A 15,386-nucleotide genomic window follows, 5' to 3' on the forward strand; every position below is an offset into this window, starting at 1 on the left:
AAAAGAAACAAACGAGACGCCAGTTCTATAGAGAAATCAGAACTGCTGCAGACGAAACTCTTTCTCTTTCCTGGCACAAATGCCAAAACGACCTAACTTCTGCACCAGCTCCGCCTTTTCAGCTTCGGTGAGGAACTCCCCGACTTCAAGGCACCCCTCAGGACCACTAAAGTTTACCGAAGCCATTTCGGTAGCACTGCTCCCCATCCTTACGAGTACTGCCAACTTATCGCGGGCGAACTCCCGGTGATACACCGTTTGCTGCCTGAACCCCTTACAGCAATCCAGAATTACCAACTCCTCATTGATGCGTATTACTTCTCTGCGGGTCCCTTCGAGGTACACGTAGGTAAACAGGATGCCCAGCAGGATCATTTCAAGCCCGGCAAAGGGAAGAATCATCCAGGCTCCCGCCATCGCAAAAGCGAGGCTGATTCCAAGGGATACCCCAACCAGGGAGAAAAACACCCACAGATTGCCGGAGAGGGACAGGGACTGGTTAGGCTGCAGCAGGATACAGGCGCAACGGGCGGTGTTGCGGCCAACTTCAGTGACCATAGCAGGGACATCCGGCAGATATATAAAATCAGTGTAGTGCCGATGGCGGCAGCTCACACGAAGATACTGACCGGGAAAGTTTCCTGGTCCGGGCCGGGGTTTACAAAATTCAGGCATAAAAAAACCCACACCTCAGTGTGGGTTTTTGGGAGAGGTCTGCGGCCAAGGCCTGGGACCTGTCACTCCCTATTACGGCAGCAGGTGTGCTACTGCATCACGCTCTTCCGCCAGCTCCTGCTCGGTAGCAGACATTTTCTCGCGGGAGAAGTCGTTGATGTCAACGCCTTGAACAATTTCCCAGTCGCCGTCTTTGCAAGTGCAAGGGAAAGAGTAAATCAGGCCTTCCTGAATACCGTAAGAACCATCGCTGAATACAGCCATGCTGGTCCAGTCACCTTCAGCGGTGCCCAGAGCCCAATCGCGCATATGGTCGATGGCAGCGTTGGCAGCGGAAGCCGCAGAGGAAGCACCGCGCGCCTTGATGATAGCTGCACCGCGCTGTTGAACAGTCGGGATGAAGTCGTTTTCGTACCATTCCTGCTCCACTTTATCCATGGCTGCAGCACCGGAAACCTTCACTTGGTGCAGGTCTGGGTACTGGGTGGAAGAGTGGTTGCCCCAAATGGTCATATGGGTGATGTCGTTAACGCTGGAATCAGTTTTGTTTGCCAGCTGAGACAGAGCGCGGTTGTGATCCAGACGGGTCATCGCGGTGAAGTTACGCGGGTCCAGGTCTGGAGCATTGCGCTGAGCGATCAGGGCATTGGTGTTAGCCGGGTTGCCAACAACCAGTACTTTTACGTTACGAGAAGCAACGTCGTTCAGGGCTTTACCCTGTGCAGAGAAGATAGCAGCGTTAGCTTCCAGCAGGTCCTTACGCTCCATACCCGGTCCACGGGGACGCGCGCCTACCAGCAAAGCGTAATCTGCATCTTTGAACGCAACAGTAGCATCATCGGACTGAACGATACCCGCGAGCAGCGGGAAAGCGCAGTCTTCAAGCTCCATAGCAACGCCTTTCAGCGCTTCCAATGCCGGAGTGATTTCCAGCAATTGCAGAATAACCGGCTGATCTTTGCCCAGCATTTCGCCAGAGGCGATGCGGAACAGCAACGAATAGCTAATCTGACCGGCAGCGCCGGTAACAGCAACACGTACAGGTGCTTTCACGATAGTTCTCCCTCGTTTGTAAGCGGCCGCATTATAGGGCCTCGCGAGTAAATTTCATCTTACACAAGCGAAATAGCGGCTCAATTTGTATGACAAAACCTCTCAGACTGTATTGGACACTCTTTGCGAGTGATTATGTCAGCGCCAATTCCCGGTAACGCGTCTGCAGTGCCTTGTAAACCTGGTCACTGTAATCAGCAGCAGATGGGTCCAAAAGTCCGGCAATTTCCGCTAGGTGTTCATTGTCTTCACGGCCCGCCCAGTTTTTTACATAGCTGCCATCTTTGTAGCCGTTATCCTGGCGGAATCGGTTGAGTACATTTTTACCAACATATCGCTGGTACAACTCAGCAAAAGACATTTCTGCATCGGCCAATAGTTGAGCAAAGCCAGCAACATCAAACTGTTTGGTGGCCAGGGTGTTCAAGGTGAAAGACTCGAGGTTTTCACGGAAATCACCCGCCGTACGCTCGGAACCGGCAAACGCCTTCAGCATGATCTCAGCCACTTCCTGCGGAGAGCCTTTTTGCAATTCAAGGCTCAAACCGAAATGCCAGATATCCACCAATTCAAGCTTCACCTGATCCATTTCTGGAAGTTGCTTCTTCCACCACTTCCAACCGTAATGGTCTAACAACTCTGCACTTTCTACCCAAATAGCGCGGTACCAGGCAAAATTTTGCTCACGCCAGTTTTCATTTACTACCGTATTAATCTGGTCTTGCAGAGTCAGCATGACTTGCAACTGCTGCTTCATCATAGGGGAACATCCAATAGACCCGGATCAAACTGCCCGGGGGAATAATCTGAAAAAGTTTTCTGAGGTGATTTCGGCCAGCTCTTCGTAGGGAATACCGCGTAAATCAGCGATAAATTCCGCCACTTCACGCACATAGGCCGGAATATTAGGCTTACCCCGATAGGGCACTGGAGCCAAATAAGGGGAGTCAGTCTCAACGAGCAACCGATCCAAAGGCAGCCTGCGGGCGACATCCCGCAGCTCCTCGGCATTTTTAAAGGTCACGATGCCGGACAAAGAAATATAATAATTGAGATCCAGGGCAGCCTTGGCCATATCCCAGCTCTCGGTAAAACAGTGCAGAACACCTGCGGTATTGGTATTACCGTGCTCTTTAATGAGAGCGATAGTATCTTCCCGCGCATCTCTCGTATGCACAATAACCGGAAGCTCTGCCTGCCCCGCCGCTTTCAGGTGTGCAATAAAGCTCTGCTGCTGGATTTCCTGGGTGTCAGTGCTGTAGTAGTAATCCAGACCTGTCTCCCCCAATGCAACAACATTGGGCTGATTAGCCATTTCTACCAGTCGCTCAACATCCGCCATGCCAGAGTCGACATCCAACGGGTGCACACCAACGGAACAGACTACGTCCTCGTAGCGGGATGCGATTTCAACAACCGCATCGGCGTTTTCCAAACTGATACCGACACAGAGGAACTTGCCAACACCGCGACTGCGGGCCAGGTCCAATACAGTATCCAGATCGCCATCAAATTTATCGAGCTTAAGTCTGTCCAGGTGACAGTGAGAATCAACAAGCATTAGAGAGTTACAACGTATGGGTTGGGCGGCTGGATTCTAAGGTTCCCGCCAAGTGGGTTTCAATCTTGTTTTGCGCGATATTGTCCTTATCGCCAAATTGAACTCCGATTCCGGGAGTGCGGTTGCCTTGAGCACCATTGGGCGTAATCCAGATCACTTTACCGGCAACCGGAATCTTTTCCGGCTCATCCATTAAGCTCAGAAGCAGAAAAACCTCATCGCCAAGGTTGTACGATTTATCCGTACTGATAAATAAGCCACCATTCTTTACGAAGGGCATATAGGCCGCATAGAGCACAGATTTATCCTGGATTTTCAGTGACAGGATGCCGTTGCGGGCACCGCCTCCCATGGCTTTCATGGACAACCTCAATGTTTATATTTCTAAATGATGCGCTAACTTATCTAAGCCCGCTGCCTGTGTCCAGGCAACGTCAATTACCCTACCCGACTTGTGCAAGACGCCTAAGCAAAAAGCTTCGCCCAACGAATAAATAATTCTTCCAGCAGCAAACGACGATTGGGGTTAGCTGTGCCCAGTAACCCTTTCCGCGCCTGAAGCAAATGATCGTAGAACGCAAATACTGGCTGCAAGCTTTGCTCACTCGACCCTGGCAACCTCTGCAAAAGAACCATTAGCTGGGCATCTCCACTGAGATCACAACTGCGAATCTGCACCATCTGGGTTAACCAGTGCTGCCAGAAAAGCAGTAGTTGAACCAATTCAACACCCTCGGCCGGTGTTTCCCAACGGCCCGCAGTAGAGACTGAACTTGCCGTACCCTGAGCTACAGCAACCAAATCTTTAAAAAACTGCTCGCGTACTTCTCTCGACTTGGGCTCGGCCAGCTCCGCCGCCAATAATGGTGCCCCGCCTGCCAGAGTTAAAACACGCTGTGCCAGCGGCTCTTCCAGCCCATTGCTGTATAGCCACTGTAGCGCCACCTCTCCAGTTGGGGGCGGAAAAGCTATAGATTGGCAGCGACTTCGAATGGTTGGCAAAAGGCCTGTGGGGGCATCGGTGATCAACACAAAGATAACGGAGGGTGCCGGCTCTTCCAGGTTTTTCAACAAGGCATTGGCTGCGTTGACATTCATCGCCTCCGCCGGTGACAAACAAACCAGACGCGCCCCGCCCCGCCCACTGGTGCGGGAAACAAAGTTGCCCAGCTGACGGATCTGTTCCACTTTCAGCGGGCCACCGGGCTTTTCAGGTTCAACTTGCAGGAAATCAGGATGCGAGCCAGCCATCCACAACCGACAATCCTTACACTCTCCACAGGCCTGACCTGCCCTCGGTTGTTCACATAGGGCCAACGCGGTAAAAGCAGCCGCGAATTGTCGCTTTCCCAACCCCTCCGGGCCAGTCAGCAGCAAAGCGTGCGGGCAGCGGCCCGCCTGCAACTGCAAGCCCAACCGCTGCCATTGCTCGGAGTGCCAGGGAAGAGGTACCGGTATCGATTTATACTCAAAAGTTTCAGGCACAGACATCAGCCACAATTCTTATCATTTAAAAATAGATTCTGGGGCAAGATAGCTTAAAGCAACAGCTCCAATTGCTTGGCTAGATCCATCTGCACCTGTTCCAGAGATTGGCCGGCATCCACAACCGCGTAACGGGCAGGCGCAGCTTCAGCTCGATCACGATAAGCCGCACGCACCCGCTGAAAAAACTCCAGGTGCTCACTCTCAAACCGATCCGCTTCCCCAGTGCGTGCGGCTCGCTGTAGCCCCACTTCTGGATCGAGATCCAATAAAAGCACTTTATCTGGACGCAAATCCCCTTGAACTGTCTGCTCCAACTGCTCGATCAATTGTCGATCCAGTCTACGACCACCGCCTTGGTAGGCATAGGTAGCATCGGTGAAGCGATCACAGATCACCCAATCCCCACGTTTTAAGGCGGGCAGTATAACCTGAGACAGATGTTGCGCGCGGGCGGCAAACACCATCAATAATTCCGCCGTGGGATCAACGGATTCATCCCGCTTGGCCAATAACAGCTCGCGCAGCTGTTCTGCCAACGGGGTGCCTCCCGGCTCCCGAGTTTGGATAAAGTTAATATTGTGCTTTTTGAGCCACTCGGTGATGAAGAGTAAATTGGTAGATTTCCCCACCCCCTCTACACCCTCGAGGGTGATGAACTTGCCGTGCGACACTAATTCTTTCCTTTTGCCGGACTCGAGCGGTAATCCGCGCGCCTTTTCAGCTGATACTCCCGCACCGCACGGTTGTGCTCTGTCAGAGTCGCTGAGAAATGATGAGATCCATCCCCTTTGCCAACAAAATACAAGCTCTTGCCGGGCTTTGGATTTAAAGCGGCCCGAATTGCCGCTCGCCCAGGTAGGGCAATCGGCGTAGGGGGAAGGCCATTAATAACATAAGTATTATAAGGTGTTGCCTGGCGCAGGTGTGTACGGGTCAGATTTCCGTCAAAGTCCTCACCCAAGCCGTAAATTACGGTGGGGTCTGTCTGCAAGCGCATACCTTTATTCAGCCTGCGTACAAAAACACCAGCTATTTCACTGCGCTCAGATGGCTGCCCTGTCTCTTTCTCGATAATTGAAGCCATGATTAAGGCTTCATAGGGCGACTTATAGGGCAGATCATCCCCTTTTGATTGCCACTCCTCATCCAGTACCTTCTGCATCCGATCATAGGCCTGACGCAGCAGCTCAATATCTGTGGTACCGGACCGGTAGACGTAAGTATCCGGGAAAATCCAACCCTCGACTTCATCTTCCTTTAGGCCCAGGGCCTGGGCAGCGGCACTGACATTGCTTCCCTCTTCGGACTGAACGATTCTTTCACCGGAGCGGATTTGTCGCAGGGCCTGGCGAAAGGTCCAGCCCTCTAATAGCGTAATGCGATAGCGGGTAACTTCACCGCGATTCAGGCGCGCAATCAAGTCCCGCGCGTTACTGCCAAAGGGAACTAAATACTCGCCGGAATGGATTTCTGTTGTGCCCTCCCAGTAGGCATAGGCGAGGAGTATTTGCGGCCACTGGATTATCCCTTCGCCCTGCAGGCTTCGCAGCGTCCGGGACAAACTTCCGCCCTTTTCCACCTGAAGCGTAAGCCCATCTTGTGCAATCGGCAGGGGGGATTCCAAGGCTTCCTTTGCCACGTATAGAGAGGCAACTGCAACCAAGCAGACCAATACCAGCCCACCAAATAACAGCTTCAACACTCTCCAAGCGAAACTCGCTTGCTTTTTCTTCACCACAATTTATCCAATATCAGCTTCTGTAGCTTGCGGGTCTCGACACCCACAGGCCAATTTTTGTAACCGATTACCTCTACTACCGGTAATACACCTCGAACACTGTTGCAGAGAGCCAGTTCATCGGCCTCACAGAGCTCGGAAAGCTCCATGTCTTCCTCTTGCCAGTGGATATGGCTCGAGAGCCACTGCCGCATCACACCATGAACACCACACCGGTGCAGGGATGGAGTCATCCACTTCCCACCAAATCGGGCCAGGATATTACAGCGCAGGGTTTCGATGACCCTTCCCGCCGAATCCAGCATCAATCCATCGAGAAATTGACCCACCGGCAGCTCTGCTTTTGCCGCATTATATCGGTTACGGAGTAAAGTTTTGCAGCCCTGGTTCGAATTACTACCGATCGGCAAGCTCGTCGAACAAGGGAAAAGGCTAGTGCCCACCTGCCCCTCAGCAGTTTCAATCAGCGGCCGCAGCACCAAATCCCAACATTGCTGCCCGCGCACACTGCCAACACGCAGGCGCGCAATCGCCTCAGGCCAGCGACAGCCGGCTGTCAATTTTAACGTCGACTGCTCAATTTCTCCCAGACAGGCCTCATCCAACACTCCCGAACGCTCCAGGCGAGCGCGGTGGAAAGACCAAAGCGGTAGACCTTTGTTGTGACAGCGCATTGTTTCGAGGATTCCACCCGAGTAATCAGCATCATCTGGCAACTGATCAACGGCCAGCCCCCGAATGTACATTTGAGGTAACTGGTACATGGAGCTCCCAAGGCAGGTGTGCCCACCTCGCGGTGGGCACGGGAATCAGACTCGCTTAAATATCAGTGACCCATTGGTGCCACCGAAACCAAAGGAATTGGATAGGACTGCATTGATTGCCATCGGCTGGGCCTCTTGGGGCACCAGGTTAATACCGGCACAGGCCTCATCCGGGGAGAAGAGATTGATAGTGGGGGGCGCAACCTGGTCGCGCAATGACAATACCGAGAAAACGGCTTCAATAGCACCGGCAGCCCCCAGCAGGTGACCGGTCATCGACTTGGTAGAACTCACAGCGAGGGAGTCCGTCACCCCCGCGAATACTTTTTTAACCGCCAGGATCTCAGCTGTGTCTCCCAGCAGAGTAGAAGTACCATGAGCATTGATATACTGGATATCACTTGGGCTCATACCGGAATCTCTCAGGGCATTTTCCATTGAGAGAGCAGCGCCAGCGCCATCTTCCGGAGGAGAGGTCATGTGGTGGGCATCACCGCTCATACCAAAGCCAGCTACTTCTGCATAAATCTTGGCTCCGCGAGCGATTGCATTTTCGTACTCTTCCAAAACGAGTACCGCAGACCCTTCACCCAGTACAAAACCATCACGGTCTTTATCCCAGGGGCGGCTTGCTGATTGCGGATCATCATTGCGGGTGGACAGCGCCCTTGCCGCACAGAAACCGCCGAGCCCTACCGGGGTGGTAACCATTTCTGCACCACCACATACCATCACATCGGCATCACCATGCTGAATCGCACGAACTCCGAGACCAATCGCATGGGTTCCTGTGGTACAGGCTGTTGTCACTGCCAGATTGGGGCCTTTGAGGCCATATTTAATCGAGAGGTTACCCGCAACCATATTAATGATGGCGCCAGGTACAAAGAAAGGTGATACACGGCGAGGGCCTTTTTCGGCAATCAGCAATGAATTATCTTCGATAGCCAGGATACCGCCCATACCAGAGCCAATACAGGTACCCACGCGCGGACCCAGCTCTTCGGTTACCTCCAGGCCGCTATCTTGCATAGCCTGAATACCGGCAACCAGTCCGTACTGCAAGAAAGTATCCATCTTGCGCGCTTCTTTTGCGGGCATGTATGGCGTGGGATCAAAATCCTTTACAGTAGCGGCGAAGCGGGTTGAAAAAGCCGAGACATCAAATGTCTCAATCGGAGCAGCACCATTAGCTCCCTGTAGTACCCCAGACCAAGTATCCTCTAGGGTGTTACCTAACGGGCTAACGACTCCCATTCCGGTTACAACAACTCTTCTTTGCGACACTGCGCTCCCCCCTGAAATTTTCTGCTACCGTCCTTCACCAATGTAGTTAAAAGAACAACATCCGGTCAGCAGTCACAATTCCGTAGTACCAATAACAAGAAAGCCGCGCTATGAAACATAGAACGGCTTTCAGAATCGCTCGGCTAGGTACAGCATATTGAGCTGCCCGTGCCTAAACTACCCAGCAGGAATTAACCAAGGTTATCCTTGATGTAATCCATTGCCAGCTGAACAGTAGTGATTTTTTCAGCTTCTTCATCGGGAATTTCAGTTTCGAATTCCTCTTCCAAAGCCATAACCAGCTCAACTGTGTCGAGTGAGTCAGCGCCCAGATCTTCAACAAAAGAGGCTTCAGGCTTAACGTCTTCTTCCTTAACGCCCAGTTGTTCAGCAACGATCTTTTTAACGCGCTCTTCAATGCTGCTCATGATTCAATTTAACTCCTAGTGGGTAAAAATCTGTTTTAGTCGCTATTGTTTTTCACCGTATCCAATGTTGTTGGTGATAACGACCGGCTCACACAGCTTTTGGATAATTCAGAGGCCATTGTACCCCAAGTTTTTCGGGATGTAATGTGCGGCCCCTCAACACCATCAGCAAAAACATAAATATCTCTAAAATCAATAAGTTAAAGAGACATTTTGAAACACAAACTACGCCATGTACATACCGCCATTGACATGAATTGTCTCGCCGGTGACATAGCCTCCCGCATCACTCGCCAGGAAGGAAACCACCGAAGCAATTTCTTCCGGCTTCCCGAGCCTCGCGAGAGGAATCTTACCCAGAAGCAACTCGCGTTGCGCTTCAGGCAAGACTTTTGTCATATCAGTATCAATAAAGCCGGGGGCTACGGTATTAACCGTGATTCCTCGGGAGCCCACCTCTGAAGCCAGGGAGCGGGCGAACCCTCCCACACCAGCTTTGGTCGCCGCATAATTGCTCTGACCGGCATTACCCATACTACCTACGACGGAGCTGATATTAATAATCCGCCCCCATCGCGCCTTGGTCATATCGCGCAGGCAAGCCTTACTCATGCGATAGACCGCGGTCAAATTCGTATTGACGACTGAATCCCACTCGTCATCCTTCATGCGCATCAACAAGTTGTCCTTGGTGATGCCAGCATTATTAACCAATATCGCAGGAGCACCAAACTCATTTTTTATTGCTGCATGAAGCCCGGAAATACTTTCCGCATTGCCCACATCCAGAACTTTACCGGCACCTGCAATACCGGCTTCTGCGAAGCGGGCGCTTATTTTTTCAGCGCCGGATTCGCTGGTGGCAGTACCAATAACTGTGGCACCCATTCCACCGAGCATATCTGCAATTGCCGCACCAATACCGCGACTTGCACCTGTCACCAAGGCAACTTTACCCTCAAGGGACATCTGTAAGGTCATTCTCACTTATCCTTATTCGACTACTGGACTACTTTTTGAGCGATTTATACCGCTGTAGCTCGCAGAGCTTCATTAAAGTTACTGGGGCTATCGATTGCGTGACAGGAAACACTTCGATCGACACGTTTAATCAGGCCAGACAAAACCTTACCCGGACCACACTCAACCATTTGCTCCACTCCGGAGCCAATAATTTTTTGCGCGCAGGCAGTCCAGCGAACCGGGCGATAAATCTGCTCGATCATCAGGGACTTAATTTTTTCCGGTTCCGCTTCAAGCTCAGCGTGGACATTGTGCACGATGGGTATTTCTGGCGCGTTAAATTCTGTCGTCTCTATTTGAGGGGTCAGCTTTTCCGCCGCGGGACGCATCAGCTCAGTGTGGAATGGGGCACTGACCGGAAGAGGCATAGCCTTCTTTGCACCGGCAGCTTTACAGGCTTCAATGGCGCGCTGCACCGCCGCGCTACTTCCCGCAATAACAATCTGGCCGGGAGAGTTGTAATTCACCGCAGCGACTATTTCACCCTCAGCAGAAGCAGCACAAGCTTCTTCAACAGCTGCATCATCAAGACCGATGATCGCAGCCATAGCGCCCTCCCCTACGGGAACCGCCTCTTGCATCAAGCGGCCGCGCTCGCGAACTAAATGAACCGCATCTTTAAATGCCAGAACGCCAGAGCACACCAGTGCTGACCACTCGCCCAAACTGTGACCGGCCATAAATGCAGGCTGGGCACCGCCGCGAGAGCGCCACATGCGATAAAGGGCAACACTGGAAGTCAGTAAGAGAGGCTGGGTACGCTGGGTGAGATTAATGGCTTCCTGCTCGCCATTCTGGCACAGGTCCCAGAGGTCATAGCCGAGCACATTGGATGCTTCGGCAAAAGTGGCCTGAATTTCAGGCGCCTCTTGGGCAATCTCAGAGAGCATACCTATTTTCTGGGAACCCTGCCCCGGAAAGACAAATGCGAGTGCGGCATTGGTCATAAGATATCCTTAACCTAAATGTGGCTGATTTCAGTAAGGGAAAACTGCTTTTTACCCTTCATCCATGGAGCGTCTTTCGCCGGATTGTGCCATAGCGGCATCGACCCTGGCTGCCAGGTCAGCATCGGCACACTCCTTCGCCGTAACCATCGCCCGATAAAAAGCTTCGCTGCTGGCACCGCCGTGACTCTTGATCACGTTGCCCTTTACCCCTACAAAGCTGGCGCCATTATAGCGAGCAGGTTCCACCTGTGTACGCCATTTTCGCAACAGCTTTATGGCCAATTGGCCAAAAAAACGCTTGAAACACCCTCTTTTCTCGATTGTGAACGCTTTTTGACCCATTAGTCGAATCACACCCTCGGCAGATTTCATCGCGACATTACCCATCAGGCCGTCGCAAACAACCACATCTACCGAGCCGGTAAAAATATCATGCCCCTCAACAAAGCCAACATAATTGACCCCGGGGTCCGCATCGAGCAGCTCCGCTGCACGGCGTATTTCGGCGCTACCTTTATGTGCTTCCGCCCCAATATTGAGCAGCGCCACCTTTATATCCTTCACGCTCTTGCGGGCAGTATGAATCCGCTGAGCCTCAATCCCCATACGGGCGAACTGAAGCAAATCCTCAGCACTGCAATCCACATTGGCACCAAGGTCCAAAAGATAGCAGGAACCCATACCCGAAGGTACAGACTTACCGAGCGCCGGCTTCCTAACACCTTGGATATTACCGAGAATACTGCGACTCAACGCCAACAAGGCGCCGGTATTGCCGGAGGTAACTGCTGCTTGCACATCTCCCGATGCAACACTCTTCAGGGCCATCGCCATGGTTGAATCGCGCTTATGGCGAACAGCCTGCAACGGATTGCACTCTTGAGTGATGACTTGCTCGCAATGGATAATTTCGAGACGGCGGGTAACGCGGCGGCGATGGCGCTGCAGCTCTTGATGAACCAGAGCTTGAAGCTCTGCGCGCGGACCAAATAGCTTTAGCTGCGCTTCAGGGAAGTTTTGAAGAAATCTAATACATGCCGGAACGACAGAGCGGGGACCTAAGTCCCCGCCCATTGCATCCACGGCCAATCGCAATTGGCTGGACAAAGCTTACTCTTCTTCAGAGCCGCCGCTAACTTCGATCACTTTGCGACCACGGTAGAAACCGTCTTTGGTCACGTGGTGACGACGGTGTTTTTCACCGGTAGTCGGATCGACGGAAAGGGTAGCACCTGCGCCCAGCGCATCGTGGGAACGGCGCATACCGCGACGGGAACGAGTCTTCTTGTTTTGTTGAACAGCCATTGCTAGCTCCTAAAATAAACAAATTTCGCTGGAACCGGGGCGCCTACCGGCGAGCCCAAACTCATCGGGAAACCTAGGATTTACCCGACGAACCCTTCAACTGCTCCAGCACTTTAAAGGGGTTTGCCTGCTGCTCATCCGCCTCGGCAACCTCGCCACCAAAATGAAAGCTCTCCTTGGAGACACATTCTTCCTGGTGATAAGCCACCATTGGCAAATTGAGCAAAATTTCATCTTCAAGGATCTGGTGCAAGTCCAGCTCATCGCCGTCCTGGATCACCGGGTCCAGATCTTTGGGCAGGGCCTTACCCTGCTCCTCAGTCCATACGATACCCCAGCTAAACTGTGCCTCGATCTGCTCATGGACCGGTGACAAACAGCGCTGACACAAGAGGTCAACTGCAAGTTGAACCTTGCCGCTCACCGTTTGGTGACCTTGCAAGTCTCGCTCAAACTGCAATTCAGCAGAAATCTCTCCGTGGACAGACTCAACTGCGCTACCAACCCGAGGCAGGGACTCCAACGGCAAAACACCATCGAGCAACTGCTCTCGCTGTACCAATTTCCGAGCATCAATGCTCTTTGGCAATACTGATTTAGAGGGGGCTATCGACATAAGCGCGCAATTCTATGGACTCACCTTAGCCTTGTCAAAACAAATCAGGCATTGCAGTATCGCCCGGTCACAAACCACTATTCGACCCAGCGGAAAATCCACCAGAATGCCCCACCCTCTGATACTAGCCTCCAGCTCTCCTTACCGCAGAACCCTACTACAACAGCTTGGCATCCCCTTTCAGCAGGATTCGCCCCATATAGATGAAGCACCACAGGCGGGGGAAGCGCCAGCTGCACTCGCCCTGCGCCTCGCCACAGAGAAAGCGCGCGCCCTGGCAGGCCGCCACCCGAAATCACTGATTATCGGTTCAGATCAAGTTGCCTCTTGCGACGGTCAAATACTTGGCAAGCCAGGCAGTAGGGAGCGCGCCATCGCCCAGCTGCAAGCCTGCAACGGCAAAAAAGTGATGTTCCACACCGGCTTGAGCCTGCTGAATAGCGCAAGCGGAGAGCAGTTGGGCGATACGGAAACCTTCACCGTCTACTTTCGGCAGTTGAGCACAGAGCAAATTGAACGATATGTAGAGCTGGAACAACCCTACGATTGCGCCGGCTCTTTTAAGGTGGAAGGGCTAGGTATCGCCCTATTTGAAAGGCTTGAAGGAGCAGATATCAACACCCTGGTAGGGCTGCCACTAATCCGCCTTACCGACATGCTGAACCACTTTGGCATAGATCCATTGGGCCCGCAGGCCACTTAAAGGAGTGGCGGCCAGCGGAGCAGCTCAGAGAAACGATCGATAACAACCTTGGGGCCGCACCCCTGCAGCCGGGTTGGGCAATGAGCGCCATAGCTCACCCCGATAGAGGGCATACCGATCGCCGCCGCCATTTCCAAGTCGTATACGGTATCCCCTACCATTACCGCCTGCTCCGGACCGGTTCCGGTCTCATGTAGCAACTCATTCAGCATCAGCGGGTCAGGCTTGGAAGCGGTCTCATCCGCACAACGACTGGCGGCAAACAAGTGGCCGAGGCCGTGCTCCTCAAATTCCCGATTGAGCCCCTGCCGACTCTTCCCAGTCGCTACCGCCAACTGGTGACCACCGCACAGCAACTGGTCCAGGGTATCCAGGACCCCCTCAAATAACGGCAAGGGTTCAACCCGGGCCGCCATCCACTCATCAAAGTAAAGTTGGCGCAACGTGAGTTTTTCCTCACTGGCAGCCTCCGGAAACAGAGAGGATATCGCCTCCGGCAGACCAAGCCCGATGATGTTGCTAACCGCTTCCGGGGCAAGCACCGGCAAACCGGCTCTATCTGCTGCCCGCAACATACAATCGACGATACGCGCCTCAGAATTACAAACCGTCCCGTCCCAATCGAGGATTACCAACATAACAAAAGAACGCCCTACTCTTCCCTTAATCTATTCAGCACTACACTCAGCTCCGCAGGGAGTGGAGCCTCCACCTCAACCTTGGAGCCATCTGGCAAAGAGCAGCGCACTGAAGCCGAGTGCAAAAAGAGACGCTTCAGACCGCGACCGCGAAATTCACGATTGACTTCGTCCGAGGTGTACTTGTTGTCGCCCGCCAAAGGGCAACCAACAAACTGAGCATGAACTCGAATTTGGTGTGTTCGCCCGGTGACCGGCTCTGCGGAAAGCAAAGTCGCCGCCTTAAATCTCTCAATCAACTTAAAGCGAGTCTCTGAAGGCTTGCCCTCAGGGTGCACTGACACCATTCTCTCGCCGCTTTTCAAAGTGTTCTTGCGCAAAGGTGCCTCAACAACGCGGCGACCTCGGGGCCACTTGCCCACCGCCAATGCCTGATACGATTTACCGATCTTTCCCGCCCGCAACTCCGACTGAACATGTTGCAATACCGCGCGTTTGCGCGCCACCATGATGGCGCCACTGGTATCCCGGTCCAGGCGGTGCACCAACTCAATAAACGGGCTTTGCGGGAACATCTGGCGCAAAACTTCAATCAGGCCCAATCTGACACCGCTGCCGCCATGGACCGCAAGGCCCGACGGTTTATTGATCACCATAAGCCCGTGCTTGTCATAAAGTATGGACTCTTGGATCAGCTGGCGCAGAGATTCACCAGCGAGAGGGGCCTCTGCCTGCTCGGCAACACGAATTGGCGGCACTCGCACCACATCGCCCGCCTTTAACTTGTATTCAGCCTTTATTCGTCCTTTATTTACTCTTACCTCACCCTTACGCAGGATTCGGTATATACGTGAACGCGGCACACCCTTGAGGCGCGCCTGGAGGAAATTGTCGATCCTCTGTCCCGCCAGCTCTTCAGGTACAGTTAAAAGCTGCACGCCGCCAGATGGATTCGAGGTCTTTGATGGGGTCTCGGCCGGAGCCTTCTTGGGGTGGGGTATACTTCGCATGACGCGCATCATAGCGTTGCCAGGGATACAATTGAAGCACCTCCCTGCCCATGCTATATTCGGCCGGCCTGAATTCGGCGTATTTTCGGTCAAAGGCGACTTCCCACATGAAGAGATAGCCGTGACCCCAACGAAAATACCCCATTC

Annotated in this window: 19 protein-coding genes; 1 reads left to right on the top strand and 18 read right to left on the bottom strand. The window is 53.0% G+C overall.

Annotated elements, in window-relative coordinates:
* Window positions 1-36: 36 nt before the first annotated feature.
* From ACG1BZ_RS13540 to ACG1BZ_RS13615, 16 genes are all read right to left on the bottom strand, one after another.
* Window positions 37-675, bottom strand: a complete 639-nt coding sequence (locus ACG1BZ_RS13540; protein ID WP_413662277.1) for a DUF2244 domain-containing protein — start codon at window positions 673-675, stop codon at window positions 37-39.
* A 72-nt stretch (window positions 676-747) separates the two neighbouring features.
* Window positions 748-1,728 carry a malate dehydrogenase gene (locus tag ACG1BZ_RS13545; protein WP_282932481.1) on the bottom strand — a complete coding sequence of 327 codons (981 nt, stop codon included), beginning with the start codon at window positions 1,726-1,728 and terminating at the stop codon, window positions 748-750.
* 133 nt (window positions 1,729-1,861) lie between these two features.
* Complete coding sequence (locus tag ACG1BZ_RS13550; protein ID WP_413665870.1) at window positions 1,862-2,485, bottom strand: dUTP diphosphatase; 624 nt, start codon at window positions 2,483-2,485, stop codon at window positions 1,862-1,864.
* A gap of 27 nt (window positions 2,486-2,512) precedes the next feature.
* Complete coding sequence (locus tag ACG1BZ_RS13555) at window positions 2,513-3,289, bottom strand: TatD family hydrolase (RefSeq protein ID WP_413662278.1); 777 nt, start codon at window positions 3,287-3,289, stop codon at window positions 2,513-2,515.
* Window positions 3,290-3,296: 7 nt separating this feature from the next.
* A complete protein-coding gene (locus ACG1BZ_RS13560; RefSeq protein WP_413662279.1) occupies window positions 3,297-3,650 on the bottom strand; it encodes a PilZ domain-containing protein in 354 nt (117 codons plus the stop codon).
* 104 nt (window positions 3,651-3,754) lie between these two features.
* On the bottom strand, window positions 3,755-4,780 hold the full coding sequence (locus ACG1BZ_RS13565) for a DNA polymerase III subunit delta' (RefSeq protein WP_413662280.1): 1,026 nt from the start codon (window positions 4,778-4,780) through the stop codon (window positions 3,755-3,757).
* 47 nt (window positions 4,781-4,827) lie between these two features.
* Window positions 4,828-5,448, bottom strand: coding sequence for a dTMP kinase (gene tmk / locus ACG1BZ_RS13570; protein WP_282932477.1), 621 nt, complete (start codon window positions 5,446-5,448; stop codon window positions 4,828-4,830).
* Complete coding sequence (gene mltG / locus ACG1BZ_RS13575; protein WP_413665871.1) at window positions 5,448-6,479, bottom strand: endolytic transglycosylase MltG; 1,032 nt, start codon at window positions 6,477-6,479, stop codon at window positions 5,448-5,450. The genes tmk and mltG overlap by 1 nt, the downstream gene beginning before the upstream one ends.
* Window positions 6,480-6,508: 29 nt before the next feature.
* Window positions 6,509-7,279: an aminotransferase class IV gene (locus ACG1BZ_RS13580; RefSeq protein WP_413662281.1), complete on the bottom strand. Its 771-nt coding sequence runs from the start codon at window positions 7,277-7,279 to the stop codon at window positions 6,509-6,511.
* A gap of 45 nt (window positions 7,280-7,324) precedes the next feature.
* Window positions 7,325-8,566 (bottom strand): beta-ketoacyl-ACP synthase II, encoded by a 1,242-nt coding sequence (gene fabF / locus ACG1BZ_RS13585; RefSeq protein ID WP_413662282.1) that lies wholly within the window; start codon window positions 8,564-8,566, stop codon window positions 7,325-7,327.
* Window positions 8,567-8,757: 191 nt separating this feature from the next.
* Window positions 8,758-8,994 carry an acyl carrier protein gene (gene acpP / locus ACG1BZ_RS13590; protein ID WP_020415205.1) on the bottom strand — a complete coding sequence of 79 codons (237 nt, stop codon included), beginning with the start codon at window positions 8,992-8,994 and terminating at the stop codon, window positions 8,758-8,760.
* A 225-nt stretch (window positions 8,995-9,219) separates the two neighbouring features.
* A complete protein-coding gene (fabG, locus tag ACG1BZ_RS13595) occupies window positions 9,220-9,963 on the bottom strand; it encodes a 3-oxoacyl-ACP reductase FabG (RefSeq protein ID WP_413665872.1) in 744 nt (247 codons plus the stop codon).
* Between the two features lie 56 nt (window positions 9,964-10,019).
* Window positions 10,020-10,964, bottom strand: a complete 945-nt coding sequence (gene fabD, locus ACG1BZ_RS13600; protein ID WP_413662283.1) for an ACP S-malonyltransferase — start codon at window positions 10,962-10,964, stop codon at window positions 10,020-10,022.
* A 51-nt stretch (window positions 10,965-11,015) separates the two neighbouring features.
* Window positions 11,016-12,074, bottom strand: a complete 1,059-nt coding sequence (plsX, locus tag ACG1BZ_RS13605) for a phosphate acyltransferase PlsX (protein ID WP_282932473.1) — start codon at window positions 12,072-12,074, stop codon at window positions 11,016-11,018.
* A 3-nt stretch (window positions 12,075-12,077) separates the two neighbouring features.
* Window positions 12,078-12,272 (bottom strand): 50S ribosomal protein L32, encoded by a 195-nt coding sequence (gene rpmF / locus ACG1BZ_RS13610; protein ID WP_108733564.1) that lies wholly within the window; start codon window positions 12,270-12,272, stop codon window positions 12,078-12,080.
* A gap of 73 nt (window positions 12,273-12,345) precedes the next feature.
* Window positions 12,346-12,888 carry a YceD family protein gene (locus ACG1BZ_RS13615; protein WP_108733565.1) on the bottom strand — a complete coding sequence of 181 codons (543 nt, stop codon included), beginning with the start codon at window positions 12,886-12,888 and terminating at the stop codon, window positions 12,346-12,348.
* Window positions 12,889-12,994: 106 nt separating this feature from the next.
* Between ACG1BZ_RS13615 and ACG1BZ_RS13620 the strand changes: the two genes are divergently transcribed.
* Window positions 12,995-13,591, top strand: a complete 597-nt coding sequence (locus ACG1BZ_RS13620) for a Maf family protein (RefSeq protein WP_413662284.1) — start codon at window positions 12,995-12,997, stop codon at window positions 13,589-13,591.
* On the opposite strand, the gene ACG1BZ_RS13625 is transcribed toward ACG1BZ_RS13620, so the two are convergent.
* Both ACG1BZ_RS13625 and rluC read right to left on the bottom strand, forming a co-directional pair.
* Entirely contained in the window at window positions 13,588-14,229 is a 642-nt protein-coding gene (locus ACG1BZ_RS13625; RefSeq protein ID WP_282932471.1) for an HAD-IA family hydrolase, read from the bottom strand. The two genes, ACG1BZ_RS13620 and ACG1BZ_RS13625, sit on opposite strands and share 4 nt — an antisense overlap.
* Before the next feature lie 14 nt (window positions 14,230-14,243).
* Window positions 14,244-15,239: a 23S rRNA pseudouridine(955/2504/2580) synthase RluC gene (gene rluC / locus ACG1BZ_RS13630; RefSeq protein ID WP_413662285.1), complete on the bottom strand. Its 996-nt coding sequence runs from the start codon at window positions 15,237-15,239 to the stop codon at window positions 14,244-14,246.
* Between the last annotated feature and the right edge of the window lie 147 nt (window positions 15,240-15,386).

It is taken from the genome of Microbulbifer sp. CNSA002 (assembly GCF_047324085.1).
GTDB lineage: Bacteria > Pseudomonadota > Gammaproteobacteria > Pseudomonadales > Cellvibrionaceae > Microbulbifer.